This is a genomic window from Janthinobacterium sp. 17J80-10, assembly GCF_004114795.1.
Classification (GTDB): domain Bacteria; phylum Pseudomonadota; class Gammaproteobacteria; order Burkholderiales; family Burkholderiaceae_D; genus Paucimonas.
In genome coordinates this window covers 165,589-182,725 of the sequence record NZ_CP035311.1, presented here as the reverse complement: position 1 = coordinate 182,725, position 17,137 = coordinate 165,589, and the positions used below count along the sequence as shown (strand labels likewise).

General features: G+C 62.4%; 16 protein-coding genes. 14 read left to right on the top strand and 2 right to left on the bottom strand.

The genetic code is table 11. The annotated features are described in order from the left end of the window. The first annotated feature begins 59 nt into the window (after positions 1–59). The 5 genes from EKL02_RS00780 to EKL02_RS00760 all read left to right on the top strand — a co-directional run bounded on the left by EKL02_RS00780 (position 60) and on the right by EKL02_RS00760 (position 5,772). Positions 60–1,433 carry a TolC family protein gene (locus tag EKL02_RS00780; RefSeq protein ID WP_164931908.1) on the top strand — a complete coding sequence of 458 codons (1,374 nt, stop codon included), beginning with the start codon at positions 60–62 and terminating at the stop codon, positions 1,431–1,433. A 110-nt stretch (positions 1,434–1,543) separates the two neighbouring features. Beyond that, positions 1,544–2,716 carry a glycosyltransferase gene (locus tag EKL02_RS00775; protein WP_128900249.1) on the top strand — a complete coding sequence of 391 codons (1,173 nt, stop codon included), beginning with the start codon at positions 1,544–1,546 and terminating at the stop codon, positions 2,714–2,716. Next, a complete protein-coding gene (locus EKL02_RS00770) occupies positions 2,713–3,696 on the top strand; it encodes a phosphatase domain-containing protein (protein ID WP_128900248.1) in 984 nt (327 codons plus the stop codon). The genes EKL02_RS00775 and EKL02_RS00770 overlap by 4 nt, the downstream gene beginning before the upstream one ends. 115 nt (positions 3,697–3,811) lie before the next feature. Beyond that, the gene (locus EKL02_RS00765) at positions 3,812–4,858 is read left to right on the top strand and encodes a bifunctional nicotinamide-nucleotide adenylyltransferase/Nudix hydroxylase (RefSeq protein ID WP_128900247.1); all 1,047 of its coding nucleotides are present in this window, start codon (positions 3,812–3,814) and stop codon (positions 4,856–4,858) included. A 2-nt stretch (positions 4,859–4,860) separates the two neighbouring features. Then, positions 4,861–5,772: an ADP-ribosylglycohydrolase family protein gene (locus tag EKL02_RS00760; protein WP_206732429.1), complete on the top strand. Its 912-nt coding sequence runs from the start codon at positions 4,861–4,863 to the stop codon at positions 5,770–5,772. A gap of 46 nt (positions 5,773–5,818) precedes the next feature. Here EKL02_RS00760 and EKL02_RS00755 read toward each other — a convergent pair whose 3' ends face one another. After that, positions 5,819–6,535: a FadR/GntR family transcriptional regulator gene (locus EKL02_RS00755; protein WP_128900245.1), complete on the bottom strand. Its 717-nt coding sequence runs from the start codon at positions 6,533–6,535 to the stop codon at positions 5,819–5,821. A gap of 11 nt (positions 6,536–6,546) precedes the next feature. Beyond that, positions 6,547–7,290 (bottom strand): SDR family NAD(P)-dependent oxidoreductase, encoded by a 744-nt coding sequence (locus EKL02_RS00750; protein WP_128900244.1) that lies wholly within the window; start codon positions 7,288–7,290, stop codon positions 6,547–6,549. Positions 7,291–7,516: 226 nt separating this feature from the next. Here EKL02_RS00750 and EKL02_RS00745 point away from each other — a divergent pair, with 226 nt between their 5' ends. The 9 genes from EKL02_RS00745 to EKL02_RS00705 all read left to right on the top strand — a co-directional run bounded on the left by EKL02_RS00745 (position 7,517) and on the right by EKL02_RS00705 (position 17,125). Then, entirely contained in the window at positions 7,517–8,341 is an 825-nt protein-coding gene (locus EKL02_RS00745) for a shikimate dehydrogenase (RefSeq protein ID WP_128900243.1), read from the top strand. Between the two features lie 130 nt (positions 8,342–8,471). Then, positions 8,472–9,704: a branched-chain amino acid ABC transporter substrate-binding protein gene (locus EKL02_RS00740; protein WP_128900242.1), complete on the top strand. Its 1,233-nt coding sequence runs from the start codon at positions 8,472–8,474 to the stop codon at positions 9,702–9,704. Between the two features lie 119 nt (positions 9,705–9,823). Beyond that, the gene (locus EKL02_RS00735) at positions 9,824–10,765 is read left to right on the top strand and encodes a branched-chain amino acid ABC transporter permease (protein WP_128900241.1); all 942 of its coding nucleotides are present in this window, start codon (positions 9,824–9,826) and stop codon (positions 10,763–10,765) included. Positions 10,766–10,884: 119 nt separating this feature from the next. Then, positions 10,885–12,060: a branched-chain amino acid ABC transporter permease gene (locus tag EKL02_RS00730; RefSeq protein ID WP_241687890.1), complete on the top strand. Its 1,176-nt coding sequence runs from the start codon at positions 10,885–10,887 to the stop codon at positions 12,058–12,060. Further along, positions 12,057–12,836, top strand: a complete 780-nt coding sequence (locus tag EKL02_RS00725; protein WP_128900239.1) for an ABC transporter ATP-binding protein — start codon at positions 12,057–12,059, stop codon at positions 12,834–12,836. The genes EKL02_RS00730 and EKL02_RS00725 overlap by 4 nt, the downstream gene beginning before the upstream one ends. Next, on the top strand, positions 12,833–13,561 hold the full coding sequence (locus tag EKL02_RS00720) for an ABC transporter ATP-binding protein (protein ID WP_128900238.1): 729 nt from the start codon (positions 12,833–12,835) through the stop codon (positions 13,559–13,561). Before EKL02_RS00725 ends, EKL02_RS00720 begins: the two co-directional genes overlap by 4 nt. Then, positions 13,558–14,403, top strand: coding sequence for an SDR family NAD(P)-dependent oxidoreductase (locus tag EKL02_RS00715; protein ID WP_128900237.1), 846 nt, complete (start codon positions 13,558–13,560; stop codon positions 14,401–14,403). The genes EKL02_RS00720 and EKL02_RS00715 overlap by 4 nt, the downstream gene beginning before the upstream one ends. 40 nt (positions 14,404–14,443) lie before the next feature. Then, a complete protein-coding gene (locus EKL02_RS00710; protein ID WP_128900236.1) occupies positions 14,444–16,633 on the top strand; it encodes an alpha-ketoacid dehydrogenase subunit alpha/beta in 2,190 nt (729 codons plus the stop codon). A 15-nt stretch (positions 16,634–16,648) separates the two neighbouring features. Beyond that, positions 16,649–17,125, top strand: a complete 477-nt coding sequence (locus EKL02_RS00705; RefSeq protein WP_128900235.1) for a VOC family protein — start codon at positions 16,649–16,651, stop codon at positions 17,123–17,125. The last annotated feature ends 12 nt before the right edge of the window (positions 17,126–17,137 follow it).

The window sequence follows — 17,137 nt, the reverse complement described above, 5'->3', positions numbered from 1 at the left end:
TCTTCGGATTTTTATTAATAATCGTCGCTGTTTTCGCAGTCTTAACAGGAATAAATAAAATGACATTCAAGCGCACGGCAGTCGCCGCTTTGATCACTGCCATGGTAATGAGCACGCCAGCATGGGCGCGCTCGCTGGAAAGCGAATTGCAAGGCTTGCTGGTCGAGCATCCGCTGCTCAAGTCGGTCCGCAAATCGGTACAGGCGTCCGACAAGGGGCGCGACGTCGCAGCGGCGGGTTACTATCCCCGTTTTTCCATTTCCGGCGATTCTGGCAAGGAAAAGATCGACACGCAGACCTCCATCACCGACCTCAACCGGCGCAAGCTGACGGCTACCATCGAGCAAAACCTGTATGCGGGTGGACGCACTGCCGCTGCGGTCGAGATTGCTGATATCGACTACTCGGCACAGGACAACAGCCTGCGCTCGACTACGCAGGATTTGCTGTTTGAGGGCATCACAGCATACGTGCAGGTGGCGCGTTACCAGACGCTGATTGCCATTGCGCGCCGTAATGAAGAAACGACACAGCGCCAGCTGCAGCTCGAGAACCAGCGCGTCGAGCGTGGCGGCGGCATTGCCGTCGATGTCATGCAGGCGCGCGCCCGCCTGCAACTGGTGAAAGAACGGCGCGTGTTTTACGAACAGGGCTTGCGCGATGCAGTGGCGAACTATCACCAGGTCTTCGGTCACGCGCCGGAGCTGGCCGGCATGCAGGAACTGGGTATCTTCAACGACCGTATTCCGAAGTCGCTCGATGCTGCCCTTGCGCAGGGGCGGGACCAGAGCCCACGCCTGAAGGAAGCCTATCTGCAATCGAAAAAGGCACAAAAGCAGATTGCCGTTGAGCGATCTGGCATGTTTCCCTCGGTGGATCTGGTGGGCACCCGTGGCGCCGAAAAAAATGTCAACGCCATTGCCCGGCGCGATGAAACCTCGGTGTTGATGCGGCTTAGCTGGAACTTGTTTGCCGGCTTCGAAACGACCAATCGCACGGAGGCGGCAACCATCCAGCACCAGGCAGCGCTGGATCGGGAGGTCGCCGTCATTAACAAGACAGACGAAGCTGTGCGTATTGCGTGGAATCAGCTGATCAATGGCCGCGAGCGCGAGGAACTGCTCGCAAGTGCTGCAGGTATTTCCTACGATGTCATGCAGAACCGAAAGCGCTTGCGTGACGCGGGCAAGGAAACCGCCATCAATGTGCTGGATGCGGAAGTGGAATACTACGCCGTGTTGTCAAACAAGTTTAATGCGATGAACGATACGCTGATCGGCAGCTATCGCCTGCTGGCTGCCATTGGCACGCTGACGCCGGCAGCGTTGGGCCTGACGGAAGGGAAATTTGCATTGCCCGTAAAGCCTCTGTCACTTGACGTTGTAAAGCTGGATGCCGAAATTGCCACGCCTGGCGCCCAACAGAAGCGATGATGCATTGAGCTAAAGACGGATGGCGGCCTGGTTCAGCCCGCAGCGGTAACGCTGGCGGGCTTTTTTTTTGTCATAATGCCAAAATCACCAACTCATCTCCGTAGGGGCACATGGTTCCGAAAAAAATCCTGCTGTTAAGCGTGTCGGCCGGCGCAGGACACATGCGCGCTGCCGAAGCGCTGCGCTGTCATGCCCAGTCCTTTGGTGGCGCGGCGCACGCCACGCATCTCGATGTCATGGATTTCGTGCCAAAGACCTTCCGCAAGCTGTACACGGATTTCTATATCAATCTGGTCAACAAGGCGCCAGCACTGTGGGGTTACCTCTATCAGTTCACGCACGAGGCCAAGCCCAACAGTTACATGGAGCGGCTGCGCCGTGCTGTCGAGCGTCTGAACACTGCCGCTTTGCGCCGCGAGATCGAGCGCTTCCAGCCGGATGCCATCGTGTGCACACATTTTCTGCCGGCTGAACTGCTCTCGCGCATGCTCCGCAAGGAACGCCTGTCCTGCCCCGTTTGGGTCCAGGTAACCGATTTTGATTTGCACCGCATGTGGGTGCACGAAGGCATGGCCGGCTATTTTGCCGCCAATGATGAAGTGGCCTGGCGCATGCAGGCATGCGGGATCGCGCCGCAATGCATCCACGTCACCGGCATTCCGATTATGCCCGCCTTCGCCGCACCGCTGGAGCGCGCCGTTTGTGCGCGCGAGTTTGGCGTCGATCCTGGCAAAACCACGATTTTGCTGATGGGAGGTGGCGCAGGCCTCGGCAGCCTCGATGCCGTTGCAGCCCGGTTACTGACGCTGGAGGGCGATTTCCAGCTGGTCGTTCTGGCCGGGCGCAATGCTGCGGCGCTGCTGGCTTTGCAAGCCCTGGCGGCGCGCCATCGGGGACGATTGTTCCCGCACGGTTTTACCGACAAGGTCGAGCGCCTGATGGCGTGCGCCGACCTCGTGATTACCAAGCCGGGTGGTCTGACGACGTCGGAATGCCTGGCCATGGGCTTGCCGATGATCGTCAATTCGCCCATTCCCGGACAGGAAGAGCGCAACGCCGACTTTCTGCTGGAGCAGGGTGTGGCCCTGAAGGCGGTCGATGGCGATGCGCTGGTCTATCGTGTCAGGCACTTGTTGGCCCATCCCGCACAGCTGGCGCAGATGCGCGGGCGTGCGTTGGCGTTGGGTCGCCCGCAGGCAGGAGTAGGGGTGCTTGACGAGGTGCTGGCGGTGCGTCCGGCCAGCACTTCCCAGGCTGGCAGAAAGGAAAACGTATCTGCATGAAATTCTTTTGCCCCCGCATGGCCGCTGCGTTCGCGTGCCTGGTGTTTCTGGTGAGCGGCGTCCGTGCCGATGACGACCGCGACGCCCTGGTGATTTACCCGGCCTTCGGCGATAGCCGCGCCGCCGTCATCGAAGGGCGCGTCATCGAAGACCGCGGCAGCGCGGCGCACAGGGACGACGCGCCCTGGTGGCGCAACCTGTGGCGCAATGCGCGCCTGATGGTCAACAGCGAGCGCGAGCATGCGCGCGTCAGGCTGGACGTGGCCGGGCGCGCATTTGACGTCAGGACCGATGAGGAAGGGTATTTCAGCCAGGCGGTGGCTGGCATGCCGGCGCTGGCGCCGGGCTGGCACACGGTGCGCGGCCAGGTCGGCGATGTCGCGGCCGATGGCCGGCTGCTGGTGGTCCCCGCAGAAAATACCATTGGCGTCATTTCCGACCTCGATGACACGCTGCTGGTGACGGAGGTCAACAGCAAGCGCGCGCTGCTGACCAATACCTTCCTCAAGAACCCCCGCCAGCGCCAGGCAGTTGCGGGCGCCGCCCAATTCATCCGGAATGTTGCTGCCCGTAATCCGCAGCCGGCGGCAGCGCCCGTGATCTACCTGTCGGCTTCGCCGCGCCAGTTGCAGGCCAATATCCTCGATTTCCTGGACCATAACGGCTTTCCGCCGGGCGTACTGCTGACCAAGCGTGTGACCAACGACCGTACCAGCGATCCGCTCGCGGACCAGGTTGCCTACAAGAGCGCCAAGCTCGAGGGGATTTTTGCGCGCCTGCCGCATGTGCGTTTCGTGCTGATGGGTGACGATGGCGAGCGTGACCCGGAAATTTACCAGCAGCTGCGCGAGAAGTACCCGCTGCGGGTGGAAAAAATCCTGATCCGGCGCGTCAATCCCGACCCGGCAAGGCGGATAATCGACGGCCAGGTCGACCTGACCGCTGCCATCAATGGCGTCATCTTGCGGGGCACAAAATGAATATGATTGCAATGCCGTTGGCGGGAAGCGATGCGCAGTACGGCGATTTTGTGCATGACATGGCCGCCGGATGCCAAACGCCGCAAAGTACGACTAGACCATCAGGAATGTCCGCATGAACAATCCCACTGACCTTGCCGTTTTGATCGGCCGCTTCCAGCCTTTCCATAATGGCCATGCTTTCCTGCTGCGGCGTGCTCTGGATACCGCCCCGCGGGTCGCGGTCGTGCTGGGTTCGTCCCATCGCGCCAAGAATGCAAAGAACCCGTTTACCTGGCGCGAGCGCGCGGCAATGATTGCCGCCACCCTGTCCGAGCAGGAGCGCGCGCGCGTGGCATTCATCCCGCTGCGCGATTATTACGACGACGCGCGCTGGTCGGCCGCCTTGCGCCGCGCCGTGGAAGGGCAGGCGGGCCAGGGCGCGCAGGGCGCAAGAATTGCCCTGGTTGGCCACTTCAAGGATGATTCCAGCTATTACCTGAATCACTTCCCGCAATGGCGCCTGGTCGCCGCGGAAAATGCCGGCGGGATCGATGCCACGACGATTCGCGCCATCCTGTACGACGCCGCCAGCCCGGCGCAGGCGCTGGCCACACTCGACAGCCTGGTGCCGTCCACAGTGCGCGCGAACCTGCAGTCCTGGATGGCGTCGCCCGACTACGTCGCGCTGGCCGAGGAACACCGGCTGGTGGCGAACTACAAAAAAGCCTGGGCGGCGGCGCCCTATGCGCCGATTTTTTCCACGGTCGATGCCGTGGTCACGGCCGCCAATCACGTGCTGCTGATTCGCCGCGGCGGCTTTCCCGGCAAGGGCCAGTGGGCGCTGCCTGGCGGTTTTGTCGAGCCGCGCGAACGCTTGCTGAAAAGCGCCTTGCGCGAACTGACCGAGGAAACCTGCCTGGCGCTGGACGCATCCATCCTGCTGGCGGCGCTGCGTGACGTGAAGGTATTCGACCATCCGGACCGCAGCCAGCGCGGACGCACCATCACCCATGCGCATTATTTTGCATTGCAGGGTGCGGCATTGCCGACAGTGCAAGCAGGCGACGACGCCGCCCATGTGCGCTGGATGCCCATCGCCCAGCTGGCGGCGATGGAAGAGGAATTCTTTGAAGACCACTTCCATATCCTCGATACCTTCCTGCATCTGCTTGCGGAATGACCATGACCGATTTGCGCGACAGGTATCTTGGCGCCCTGCTGGGGCTGGCCTGCGGCGACGCCGTCGGCACCGCCGTTGAATTCTCTCCGCGCGGCACCTTCGATCCCGTGACCGACATGGTGGGCGGCGGGCCGTTCAAGCTAAAGCCGGGGCAATGGACCGACGACACGTCGATGGCGCTGTGCCTGGCGGAGAGCCTGCTTGCCAAAGATGGCTTCGATCCTGCCGACCAGATGAACCGCTATCTGAACTGGTGGGAATGGGGCTATCTCAGTTCCACAGGCGACTGTTTCGACATCGGCAATACCGTGCGCAATGCCCTGCAACGCTTTGTCAGATTGCGCGAACCCTACAGCGGTGCGACCGACCCGCATACGGCCGGCAATGGCTCGCTCATGCGGCTCGCGCCCGTGGTGCTGTTCGCCCATCACGACCCGCTGGCGCTGCATGCCTACGCCGCCCACAGTTCGCGCACCACGCATGGCGCGCCGGAAGCCGTGGAAAGCTGCCAGCTGTTTGCGGAGCTGATCAGCCGGGCGCTCGCGGGACACCACCGCGACAAGCTGCTGGACGGGTTGCTGTTCAAGCCACAGCAGCCAAAGATTGCCGCGCTGGCCGATGGCGCATTTCTTGAAAAAGATGCAGCACAGATCTTCGGCACGGGGTATTGCGTGGCTTCGCTGGAAGCAGCCCTGTGGTGCTTTTACCAGACCGCCAGCTTCGAGGCGGCCGTGCTGAAAGCGGTCAATCTTGGCGACGATGCCGATACGACCGGGGCAATCGTCGGGCAGCTTGCAGGCGCCTATTACGGCGTAGAGGCGATCCCGGTCGCCTGGCTGGGCAAGCTGGCGATGCGCGACGAAATCGAGGCAATGGCAGCAGGGCTGTTCGCGCGCTTCGGCGCACGGCAGTAAAACGCGCGTCGGCTGACTGTCGCGCCTGCGGCCGGTCAGCCTTGCCTCAATCCTTCAGATACTTGTTCAGCCGTTTGGCGGCATTGCGCAAATGCGTTTCCGCCGCCAGCGCTGCCGCTGCCGGATCGCGTTTTTCAATCGCCTGCACGATCGCCTTGTGTTCGCCCTGCACCGCCTCGACCAGGTTGTTGTAATTCGCCGCAGTGTTGCTGCGCGCCTGCCGGATCAGCCGCCGCACGTGCTGTTCCAGGTACTCGTTGAGCATCTGGAAGTGCGGATTCTTGGTGGAGTCGACAATGGCCTGGTGGAAGGCATAATCCTCTTCATCGCCGAGCTTGTCGTTGACGATGGCGTACTCCATGCCGACCAGCGCCTGTTTGATCCGCTTCAAGTCCGCCGGCGTGTGGCGCAAGGCCGCATAGCGCGCTGCCGCCGCTTCGATGGTCACCAGCAGCTCGATCACATGTTCCAGGCCCTGGGCATCATCCAGCGCCATGGCGTCCAGGCGGAATGCCTGGCGCGAGCCGCGTTCATTGACGAACACGCCGCGCCCCTGCTGGGCGCTGACGATGCCTTCCGACTTCAGTTGCGACACGGCTTCCCGCACCACCGAGCGGCTGACGGAAAACTGTTCGCCCAACTGCTTTTCGCTAGGCAACTTGTCGCCCGGCTTGAGCCGCTGCGAGCGGATTTCCTCGTTGAGCCACTCGACGATTTCTTCAGTCAGCGAATGTGACGGCAAGCGTGCTGTTTCGTTTCTCATGATTCGGGGTATCAATTGATATACAGGCCGCCATTGACTTGCAGCGTTTCCGCGGTGATGAAGCCGGCCAGCGGCGAACACAGGAAGGCAATGCCGCCGGCAACTTCTTCCGCCGTGCCCAGCCGCTTGAGCGGGGTGTTTTGCAGCAGCGCTTGCTCGTTTTTGGCCAGCAAGTCTTTTGTCATCGGCGTTGCAATGATACCCGGAGATAGCGCGTTGACGCGGGTTTTTGGCGCCAGCTCCAGTGCCAGGCTGCGCGAAAAGCTGATCAGCGCACCCTTCGAAGCCGCATAGTGGGCATGCGCATAGCTGCCGCGCTGCCCCGCCACCGACGTCAGCGTGACGATCGAGCTGGCTTCATTCAGATAGGGGATGACGGCGCGGCAAATGTAGAAGCTGCCGTCCAGGTTGATTTTCATGAGGCTGTGCCATTCGTCATCGCTCATGTCCGCCACCAGTTTTTCCGGATAGATGCCGGCGGCATGCACCAGGTGGTCGATGCCGCCAAAGCGCGCCGCCACGGCCTGTGCGGTCGCGCGGCAAGCCTGGGCGTCGGAGACGTCGGTTGCATGCACGCTGATCTGGGCGTGCGGCGCAAGTTCCAGCAGTTCGGCCTGCAATGCCGCCAGCGCCGCCGGGTTGACGTCGCTGAGCGCCACGCGGGCGCCATGCTGCGCCACCAGCCGCGCAGTCGCGCGGGCGATACCGCCGGCAGCACCGGTGATCAGGAAATTCTTGTCCTTAAATGAAATCATCTTGTCTCCTTCGGATTGAAATAGGTTTTTTCAGGTCTGAACAAACGGGCGGTTGACACCTTAAAAACTCGTGGGTAGAATCGCCACACAACTTGTCTGACATGTTTAAAAGCTTATCAGACATCTGGCTAAAATCCTACTGCGGCAAGCGCAAAATACTTGCCGACAAGAAAATCAAAAGACCAGCCACCGTATGGACGGATGGCGGCGCAAACCAGGAGACAGCATGGCGATTGCCAGCAACACAGGTGTTATCAGCGGCAAGACGCGCGTGGTGGCGATCGTTGCCGACCCGATTGGCCATGTGCGTACGCCACAGGCCTTCAATGCACTGATGGCGCAGCGCGGCGTGGATGCCGTGATGGTGCCCTTTCATGTGCTGCCGCAGGATTTCGCCAGTTTCATGGCCGCCGCGCCGCACATTCGCAGCCTCGCCGGCCTGGTCGTCACGATCCCGTTCAAGGAAACCATCCTTTCCCATTGCACTGAACTTTCCGATGCGGCGCGCCGCGTGGGCGCCGTCAATATCGTGCGCTTTGCCGATGCGGGCAATGGCGCGCGCAGTGTGATCGGCAGCAACTTCGATGGCGCCGGCTTTGTCGGCGGCTTGCTGGCCCAAGGCCATGAATTGGCCGCGCGCCGCGTCTATCTGGCCGGCGCCGGCGGCGCCGCCAAGGCGATCGCGCATGCGCTGGCCGAGCAGGGCATCGCCGCCCTTGGTATCCACAATCGCAGCGCTGAACGCGCCGAGCAGCTGGCGCAGGATTTGCGCGCGCATCATCCGCAATTGCAGGTGCACCTGGCCGATGCTGCCCCGACCGATTACACGCTGGCCATCAATTCCACCTCGCTGGGCCTGAACGAAAGCGACGCGCTGCCGTTCTCGCCGGACCACTTGCCGGCCGGCGCCGTGGTGGCGGAGGCCGTGATGAAAACCGATGTCACGCCGCTTTTGGCGCGCGCCGGCGCACGTGGGCTGACGGTGCATTTTGGCCGTCACATGATGGAAGTGCAGATCGAGCGCATGGCGCAGTTCCTCAACTTGATTTGACCAGAGTTTCAACAAAGTAGTGCGACGCGGCTTGTGACGCCCTGAACTGCAAGCCTTTTTTAATCCAGGTTTGATGTCGGTATTACCGCCGCGCCTGATTGTGTGACAAAACCATAATGGAGATATCTCAATGAACAAAAAACAAATCAGCTTGTCCGTCTGCGCGCTGTTTGCCGCAGGTGCCGTGCAAGCCGCGCCGCTGAAAGTCGCGCTGGTGGAAACACTGTCGGGACCGCAAGCCTCGACCGGCCTGCTGTACCGCACTGCAATCAAATATGAACTGGACCGCATCAATGCGGCCGGCGGCTGGAACGGCGCGCCGATCGCTGTTGCCGAGTACGACAACCAGGGCGGCACTGCCGGCGCCTCCGACAAGGTCAAGGCGGCAATCGCCGAGGGCGCCCAGATCATCATCCAGGGTTCCTCGTCCGCCGTAGCTGGCCAGATCACCGAAGACGTGCGCAAGCACAACCTGCGCAACCCCGGCAAGGAAGTGCTGTACCTGAACATGGGCGGCGAAGCGCTGGAGCTGACCGGCGAGAAGTGCCACTTCTACCACTTCCGCTTCACCACCAACGCCATCATGCGCATCAAGACACTGGTGCCGGCGATGAAGGAAGCCAAGGCGCTGGGCACCAAGGTCTATGCCATGAACCAGAACTATTCCTGGGGCATGGACGTCGACAAGGCGATCAAGGACAACGCGGCCGCCGGCGGCTACGCCGTGGTCGAGAGCACCTTGCATGACGTCAACAAGATCCAGGATTTTGCGCCCTACGTCGCCAAGATCAAGGCCAGCGGCGCGGACTCCGTGCTGACCGGTAACTGGTCCAACGACTTGCTGCTGCTGATGAAGGCAACGCGCGCTGCCGGCCTGACCGCCGACTTCGGCACCGTGTTCCTGGACCAGCCGGGCAATATCGGCAATGCCGGTGAAACCGCCCTGGGCCACTATGTCTCGCATACCTACAACGTCGAGGCCAACAAGGAATCCGAGAAATTCGGCAATGACTACAAGGCCAAGACCGGCCACTATCCGGCCTACGTCGAGCCGCAAACCATCTTCGGCATGCAGATGCTCGCAGTGGCCCTGAAGGGCACCAAGCCGGCCGGCGACGGCATCAATGTCACCGAACTGGCCAAGAACCTCGAAAAGGCCAAGATCACCGGGCCGATGGGTGACGTGACGATGCGCGCGGCTGACCACCAGGTGCAGCTGCCGATGGTCGTCTCGAAGGTCGACAAGGGCGCCAAGTTCAAGGTCGACGGCACCGACATGGGCTTCAAGGTCGTCAAGACCTTCAGCGCTGCCGACGCCGCCAACCCGGTGCAGGCCTCCTGCAACATGCAGCGCCCCTCCTAAGGCGTTGTGAACGCTGCGGCGCCGTGACCTGACACGGCGCCGCGCGACGTGAAAGTCCTGCCGCGCATGTCTGCCATGCGCGCAACGGGACTCCCTGTCCCGCATATTCTGGAAAAGTCATGGAATTCTTTACCGTATCGCTGATCAACGGCACCATCTACGGCTTGCTGCTGTTCATGGTCTCCGCGGGCCTGACCCTGATCTTCGGCATGATGGGCGTGCTCAATTTCGCCCACACCTCGTTCTACATGATCGGCGCCTACCTGGCGTACAGCCTGCAAAAGGTGGTCGGCTTCTGGCCTGCGATCATCATTGCGCCAATCATCGTCGGTTTCCTCGGCGTTGTCGTCGAGCGCTTCTTCCTGCGCCGCGTGCACAAGTACGGTCACGCGCATGAATTGCTGGTGACTTTCGGCCTGTCCTTCATCATCGCCGAACTCATCAAGCTTTTCTTCGGCAACTATCCGGTCAATTACCAGGTGCCGGCTTCGCTGAATTTCGCGGCGTTCCAGCTGTTCGGCACCAACTATCCCTTCTACCGCGTGATGATGGGTGGCATTTCGCTCCTGATGTTCGGCCTCATTTTCCTGCTGCTGTCGCGCACCCGCGTCGGCATCGTGGTGCGCTCGGCAATCTACCGGCCGAAGATGGCCGAGGCGCTCGGCCATAACGTGCCGCTGGTGTTCATGGGTGTGTTCGGCGTCGGTGCCGGACTCGCCGGCCTGGCTGGCGCGGTGGCCGGCGCTTTCTACACCACCAATCCGAACATGGCGCTGGAACTGGGCGTGCTGGTGTTCGTCGTGGTGGTGATCGGCGGCCTGGGTTCGCTCGAGGGTGCCATGGTGGCGTCGATCCTGATCGGCCTGATTTCGTCATTTGCCGTCGGTGTCGACCTGACGGCAGCCGACCTGCTGGCGTATGTCGGCGCCGGCAATTGGGCGCAACAAGTCGGCGGCTTGCTGACGCTGAAAGTATCTTCGCTGGCTGCGACGATTCCATTCGCACTGATGTTGCTGGTGCTCTTGGTGCGTCCGTCCGGCCTGATGGGAGAAAAGGAATGAACACGATAAACAATTCGCTCGACAAGGTCGCCGTCGCGCCAGTCGCTGCGGTGAAGCCCGCGGGCCTGCCGTTGCTGCCGAAAATCCTGGTGGCGGCGCTACTGCTTCTGCTGGTGGCAATGCCTGGCTTCCTGTCGGCGACGCTGCTCAATGCTGCGATCCAGATGCTGATCGCGGCACTGTTTGCAAGCGCCTTCAACGTGCTGGCCGGCCAGGGCGGCATGCTGTCCTTTGGCCACTGCGCCTATTACGGCATCGGCGCCTTCGCGACCCTGCATGCGATGAATGCATTCTCCGGCCAGGGCTTGCTGCCGACGCCGCTGCTGCCGGTCTTCGGCGCCATCGGTGGTGCCGTCACCGGCCTGGCAGCCGGCTGGTTCTCGACCAAGCGCAGCGGCGTGTATTTCTCCATGATCACGCTGGCGCTGGCAGAGTTGCTGCATGCCCTGGCGCCGCACTTGAAGAGTGTATTCGGCGGCGAAGCCGGCGTGCCCTCCATGCGCATGCCGGCCTGGGGCTTTACCTTCGGCTCGGCCGCCGAAGTGTATTACCTGACCTTGGCCTGGGTAGTGGTATCGCTGGCCCTGCTGTATTTCTTCACGCGCACCCCGCTCGGACGCCTGACGCTGGGCTTGCGTGAAAATGCGCACCGCCTGAAGTTCCTCGGCTACAACGTGCACATGGCGCGCGTGATGGTCTTCGTGATCTCCGCCACCTTTGCCGGCATTGCCGGCGGCCTGCTGGCCATGAGCAACGAAGCGGCCAACTATTCGCTGTTCGAAGTGCGCCTGTCTTCCGAAGTGGTGCTCAATTCCTATATCGGCGGCGTCGGCGTGTTCTTTGGTCCGGCGCTGGGCGCAGCGGTGATGACTTTCTTCGGCTACGCGGTTTCCGACCTCACGCGCTCCTGGCTGCTGTACCAGGGCATCATTTTCGTGGCGGTCATGATGTTCATGCCGTCCGGCCTGTCGGGCATCGTCGCCTGGTGGCAGGGCAGCAAGCAATCCGCTGCGACCCTGTTGCGCTACATGCTGGGCTGGACTGCCGGCACCCTGGTGAGCGCGGCCGGCGTGGTGTTCACCGTCGAGCTGCTGCAACGCCTCATGGCTGACGATTACCAGTTCTCGCTGGTGGCCGGCCGCGCCTGGCCGGCAATCCAGTTGTTCGGCCGCGCCTGGCTGCCCGGCGCCATCACGACGTGGCTGTTGCCGGTGGCACTGCTGGCGATCGGCATTGCACTTCTAAAATTCACCAGCGCCCGCTGGCAAGCGCTCAACGACACGGAGGCGGCATGAGCACGCAAGTCCACAATCAAGCCAGGCCGATCGCGCTGTCGCTGCGCGACGTCCATAAATCCTTTGGCGAAGCGCATATCATCCGCGGCGTCAACCTGGAATTGTTCGAAGGCGAGCGTCACGCCATCATCGGCCCCAACGGCGCCGGCAAGTCGACCGTGTTCCACCTGATTTCGGGCCAGTTCAAGCCGAGCTCGGGCGAGATCCGGCTCGGCCAGCACTTGATCAGCGGCCTGGCGCCGGAAAAGATCAACCATCTCGGCCTGGGACGCTCGTTCCAGATCACCAATATCTTCCCCAAGCTGTCGGTATTCGAAAACCTGCGCCTGGGCGTGATGCAGCGCTTCGGCATGCAGTACACCCTGTGGCGTCCGATTGCCGGCTACAGCCGCGTGCGCGAGCTGACCGAGCAGTTGCTGGAACAGGTGCGCCTGACGCGCCACCGCGACACGCTGGGCGGTGAGCTGTCGTATTCCGAGCAGCGCTCGCTGGAGATCGGCATGACGCTGGCCTCCGACCCCAAGGTGCTGCTGCTGGACGAACCGATGGCTGGCATGTCGCGCGAGGAAACCGATTACACGGTGGACTTGCTGCGCGAGCTGACGGCGGGGCGCACCCTGATGATCGTCGAGCATGACATGGACGTGGTGTTTTCGCTGTGCGACCGCATCAGCGTGCTGGTGTACGGCCAGGTCGTGGCCACCGACACGCCGGAAAACATCCGCAACAACAAACAGGTACAGGAAGCCTATCTGGGCACGGAGGTGGCGGCATGAGCCAGACCAAGCAATCCACGCCGCTTTTGCAAGTCCGGGATTTGCATGCGCATTATGGCAAGAGCCATATTTTGCAGGGCGTAACTTTCGATGTCGGCCGCGGCGAGGTCATCAGCCTGCTGGGCCGCAACGGCTCGGGCCGCTCCACCACGGCGCGCGCCATCATGGGCCTGGTGCCGCCGACCGGCGGCCAGGTCTTGCTGGACGGCCGCGACTTGACCGGTGCACGTCCCTACACGATCAGCCGCGCCGGCATTTCCTTCGTGCCGGAAGAGCGCGAAGTGTTCGGCAACCTGACGGTGGACGAGAACCTGCAGATGGGCATGCAGCCCGGTCACGACGACGCACCCAAGTGGACCGTCGAGCAAATGTTCGACTTTTTCCCGCGCCTGAAGGAACGCCGCAACACGCGCGCCGGCAACCTTTCCGGCGGCGAGCAGCAGATGCTGACCATGTGCCGTTCGCTGCTGGGCAACCCTAAAGTGATCCTGATCGACGAGCCGACCGAAGGCCTGGCGCCGAAGATCGTGACCGTGGTGGGTGAAGCGATCCAGGAAATCCACCGGCGCGGCGTGTCGGTGGTGCTCATCGAGCAGAAGCTCACCATCGCCATGAAAATTTCCACCGGCGTTTGCTTGTTGGGCCATGGACACATCGTGTTCAGCGGCACCCCCAACGAACTGACCGGCAATCCGCAACTCCTGAAAGACTGGTTGGCAGTATGAGCAAGGTCCAAGACACCACGCAAAAAGATATCGACGCGCATGCGTTGCATGCAGAAGTGCAGTACAAGAATTTTCCCGACCTGGCCGGCAAGGTGGTGTTTATCACCGGTGGCGGCAGCGGCATCGGCCGCGCCATGGCCAATGCCTTTGCCATCAATGGTGCGCGGCTGGCGCTGCTGGATATCAACGCCGCTGCACTGGACAAGGCGCAGGCGGAATTGCAGGCTGCTTATCCTGGCATTGAAGTCACCACCTGCGTGGCGTCGATCACTGACGAAGTTGCGGTGGAAAACGCTGTCGCCGACGTGCAGGCGCTCTTCGGCCGCATTGACGTGCTGCTCAATAACGCCGGCATTTCGATGAACAAGCCAACGCTGGAGCTGGCAGCCGCCGACTGGCGCCGTGCCATCGATATCAATCTCAATGGCGCCTTTTATTGCGCCCAGTCCGTGGCCCGCCGCATGGTTGCCCAGGGCAGCGGCGTGATCCTCAATACCGCCTCGATGTATGGCACGGTGGCTGCGCCCGAGCGTGCCGCCTACTGCGCCAGCAAGGCAGCCGTCGTGATGCTGACCAAGGTGCTGGCGGTGGAATGGGCCCCAAGCGGCCTGCGCGTCAATGCGCTGGCGCCCGGCTATGTGCAGACCGCGCTGACGGATGAGCTGGTGCGCACCGGCCGCATGGATTACGACGCGCTGATCAAGCGCACGCCGGCGCGCCGCCTTGGCAAGACCCATGAAATCGCCACGCTGGCGCTGTTCATGGCATCCGATAGCGCCGCCTACATCAATGGCCAGGCCATCGTCGCCGATGGCGGCTGGTCTGCCTACAGCTATATCTGAACCGAACCAAACTCATACCCTCTATCTGGAGATTGACACCATGTCAGACCACATTGCACTCGTCCCGGCGTCCAACTGGGTCGAACTGCGCACGACCGATGCCGACTGGGCAGCCGCCGACCCGGCGGTGCTCGGCACGCTGCTCACCCATTCCCACCTGATCCGCGCATTTGAAGAAGTCGTGCTGGAATTGGCCATGGATGGCCTGGTGCACGGCCCGGCCCACTCTGCCATCGGCCAGGAAGGCGGCGCCGCCGGCTCCATCGTGCCGCTGACGGGGGCTGACCAGGTCAACGGTTCGCACCGCGGCCACCACCAGTTCCTGTCCAAGGCGCTGGGCTATCTCACGCCCGATGGCGTCGACCCGAAAGCCGAGCTGACGCCGGAAATCGACACGCTCCTGCAGCGCACCCTGGCGGAAATCCTGGGTCTGGCGCAAGGCTTTTGCAGCGGCCGCGGCGGCTCCATGCACCTGCGCTGGGAAGAAGCGGGCGCGCTCGGCACCAACGCCATCGTCGGCGGCGGCGCGCCGCTGGCGGCAGGCGCTGCCTGGGCGCACAAGCATGCCGGCACCGATGCGGTGGCGGTAACGTATTTCGGCGACGGCGCGGTGAATATCGGCTCGGTGCTGGAAACCATGAACCTTGCTGCGGCATGGAAGCTGCCCCTGTGCTTCTTTATCGAAAACAATGGCTACGCGGTTTCCACGACCGTCAATGAAGCCACGGCCGAACCGCGCCTGTCGGCGCGCGGCCTGGCTTTCAATATCCCGAGCTGGAAAGTCGACGGCATGGACCCGCTGGCCGTGTATCTCGCGATGAACGAAGCGCTGGCGCACATGCGCGCCGGCAAGGGCCCGACCGTCATCGAAGCCGATGTCTACCGCTTCTTCCACCAGAACGGCGGCTTCCCCGGCAGCGCCTTTGGCTATCGCACCCGTGAAGAAGAGCAGAGCTGGCGCACGCGCGATCCGCTCGAACTGCTCGGCACCAAGATGCAGGAGCGCGGCCTGATCGATGCCGCCGGCATCCTGGCGCTGCGGAACCGCATCAAGGCTTCCATGGCCAAGGCCGTGGCAGCGCTCACCGAAGCCGATCCGAATGGCAAGGCCGGCAAGAAGCGCATCCGCCCGGAACTCTGGCCAAGCCCGGATTTCCGCAATGTCGGCGTGCGCGGCGACCTGTCCGAACTGAATGGCGCGCGCACCGAAGAGCAGGCCAGCTTCACCGGCAAGCTCGATACCCGAAAATTCATCGACGTGGTGGCCGATGTGATGGACCGCCGCATGGCGGTCGACCCGTCCGTGGTGGTGATGGGCGAAGACGTGCATCGCCTGAAGGGCGGTACCAATGGCGCCACCCGCGGCCTGAAGGACAAGTATCCCGACCGCACGCTCGGCACGCCGATCAGCGAAAACGCTTTCGTCGGTCTGGGCGGCGGCATGGCCATGGATGGGCGCTTCAAGCCCGTGGTCGAATTCATGTACCCCGACTTCATGTGGGTGGCCGCCGACCAGGTGTTCAACCAGATCGGCAAGGCGCGCCACATGTTCGGCGGTGATATCGACATGCCGTTCGTGCTGCGCACCAAGGTGGCGATGGGCACCGGCTACGGCTCGCAACACTCGATGGACCCGGCCGGCATTTTTGCGACCAGCCCCGGCTGGCGCATCGTCGCGCCTTCGACGCCGTTCGACTACGTCGGTCTGATGAATGCGGCGCTGGCGCTGAAGGACCCGGTGCTGGTGATCGAGCACGTCGACCTGTACAACGCCTCGGGCATCGCGCCGGTGGAGGACTTCGACTACCAGATCCCGTTCGGCAAGGCTGCCGTGCGCCGTGCCGGCGCCGAAGTCACCGTGCTGACCTACCTGTCGATGGTGGCGCATACGCTCGAAGCAGTGGAGCAGACCGGCATCGATGCCGAGGTGGTCGACCTGCGCTGGCTGGACCGCGCCAGCATCGACTGGGAGACGATTGAAGCGAGCATCAGGAAGACCAACAATGTCCTGATCGTGGAACAAGGCTCGATCGGTACGTCCTACGGCGGCTGGCTGGCCGATGAAATCCACCGCCGTTACTTCGACTGGCTCGACCAGCCGGTGCAGCGCGTGTCCGGCAGCGAAGCCTCGCCCAGCATTTCCAAGGTGTTGGAGCGTGCCGCTGCCGCGCGCACCGAGGAAGTGGTCGAGGGTCTGAGGCAAGTCATGCGCGACAAGGGCGCAGCGTAATCAAGGAGAACAGATATGAGCATCAATATGATCGTCCCCCTGGAAGTCGGCATCGCCTGCCGCGACTTGCCCAAGCTGCGCCGCTTCTATGAAGAAGTGATGGGCTTTAGCTTTATCAGCGAAATCCGGATCGGCGCCGACAAGGCAGCGCAATCGGCGCTGTCGGCGGAAGGCTATACCGTCGTGCGCCTGCAGACCAATTACGGCGAACGCATCAAGCTTCTGGCGCCCAACACGCCACCGGCTGCAGACGCGCCTGCGAAGTACATCCTCGACAAGCCCAATGCCACGTACCTGACCTTCATCGTCGAAGATATCGATGCTGCCATCGGCAAGCTGCTGGAAGCGGGCATCGAATTCATGACCGGCAACCAGCGCGTGGAAGTGCGCCCTGGCGTGTACCTGGCATTTTGCCGTGATCCGGAAGGCAATGTGCTTGAACTGGTGCAATACACCGACATTGGCGCCTATCGCGCCGACCTGAAGAAATAAGGACGCGACTGA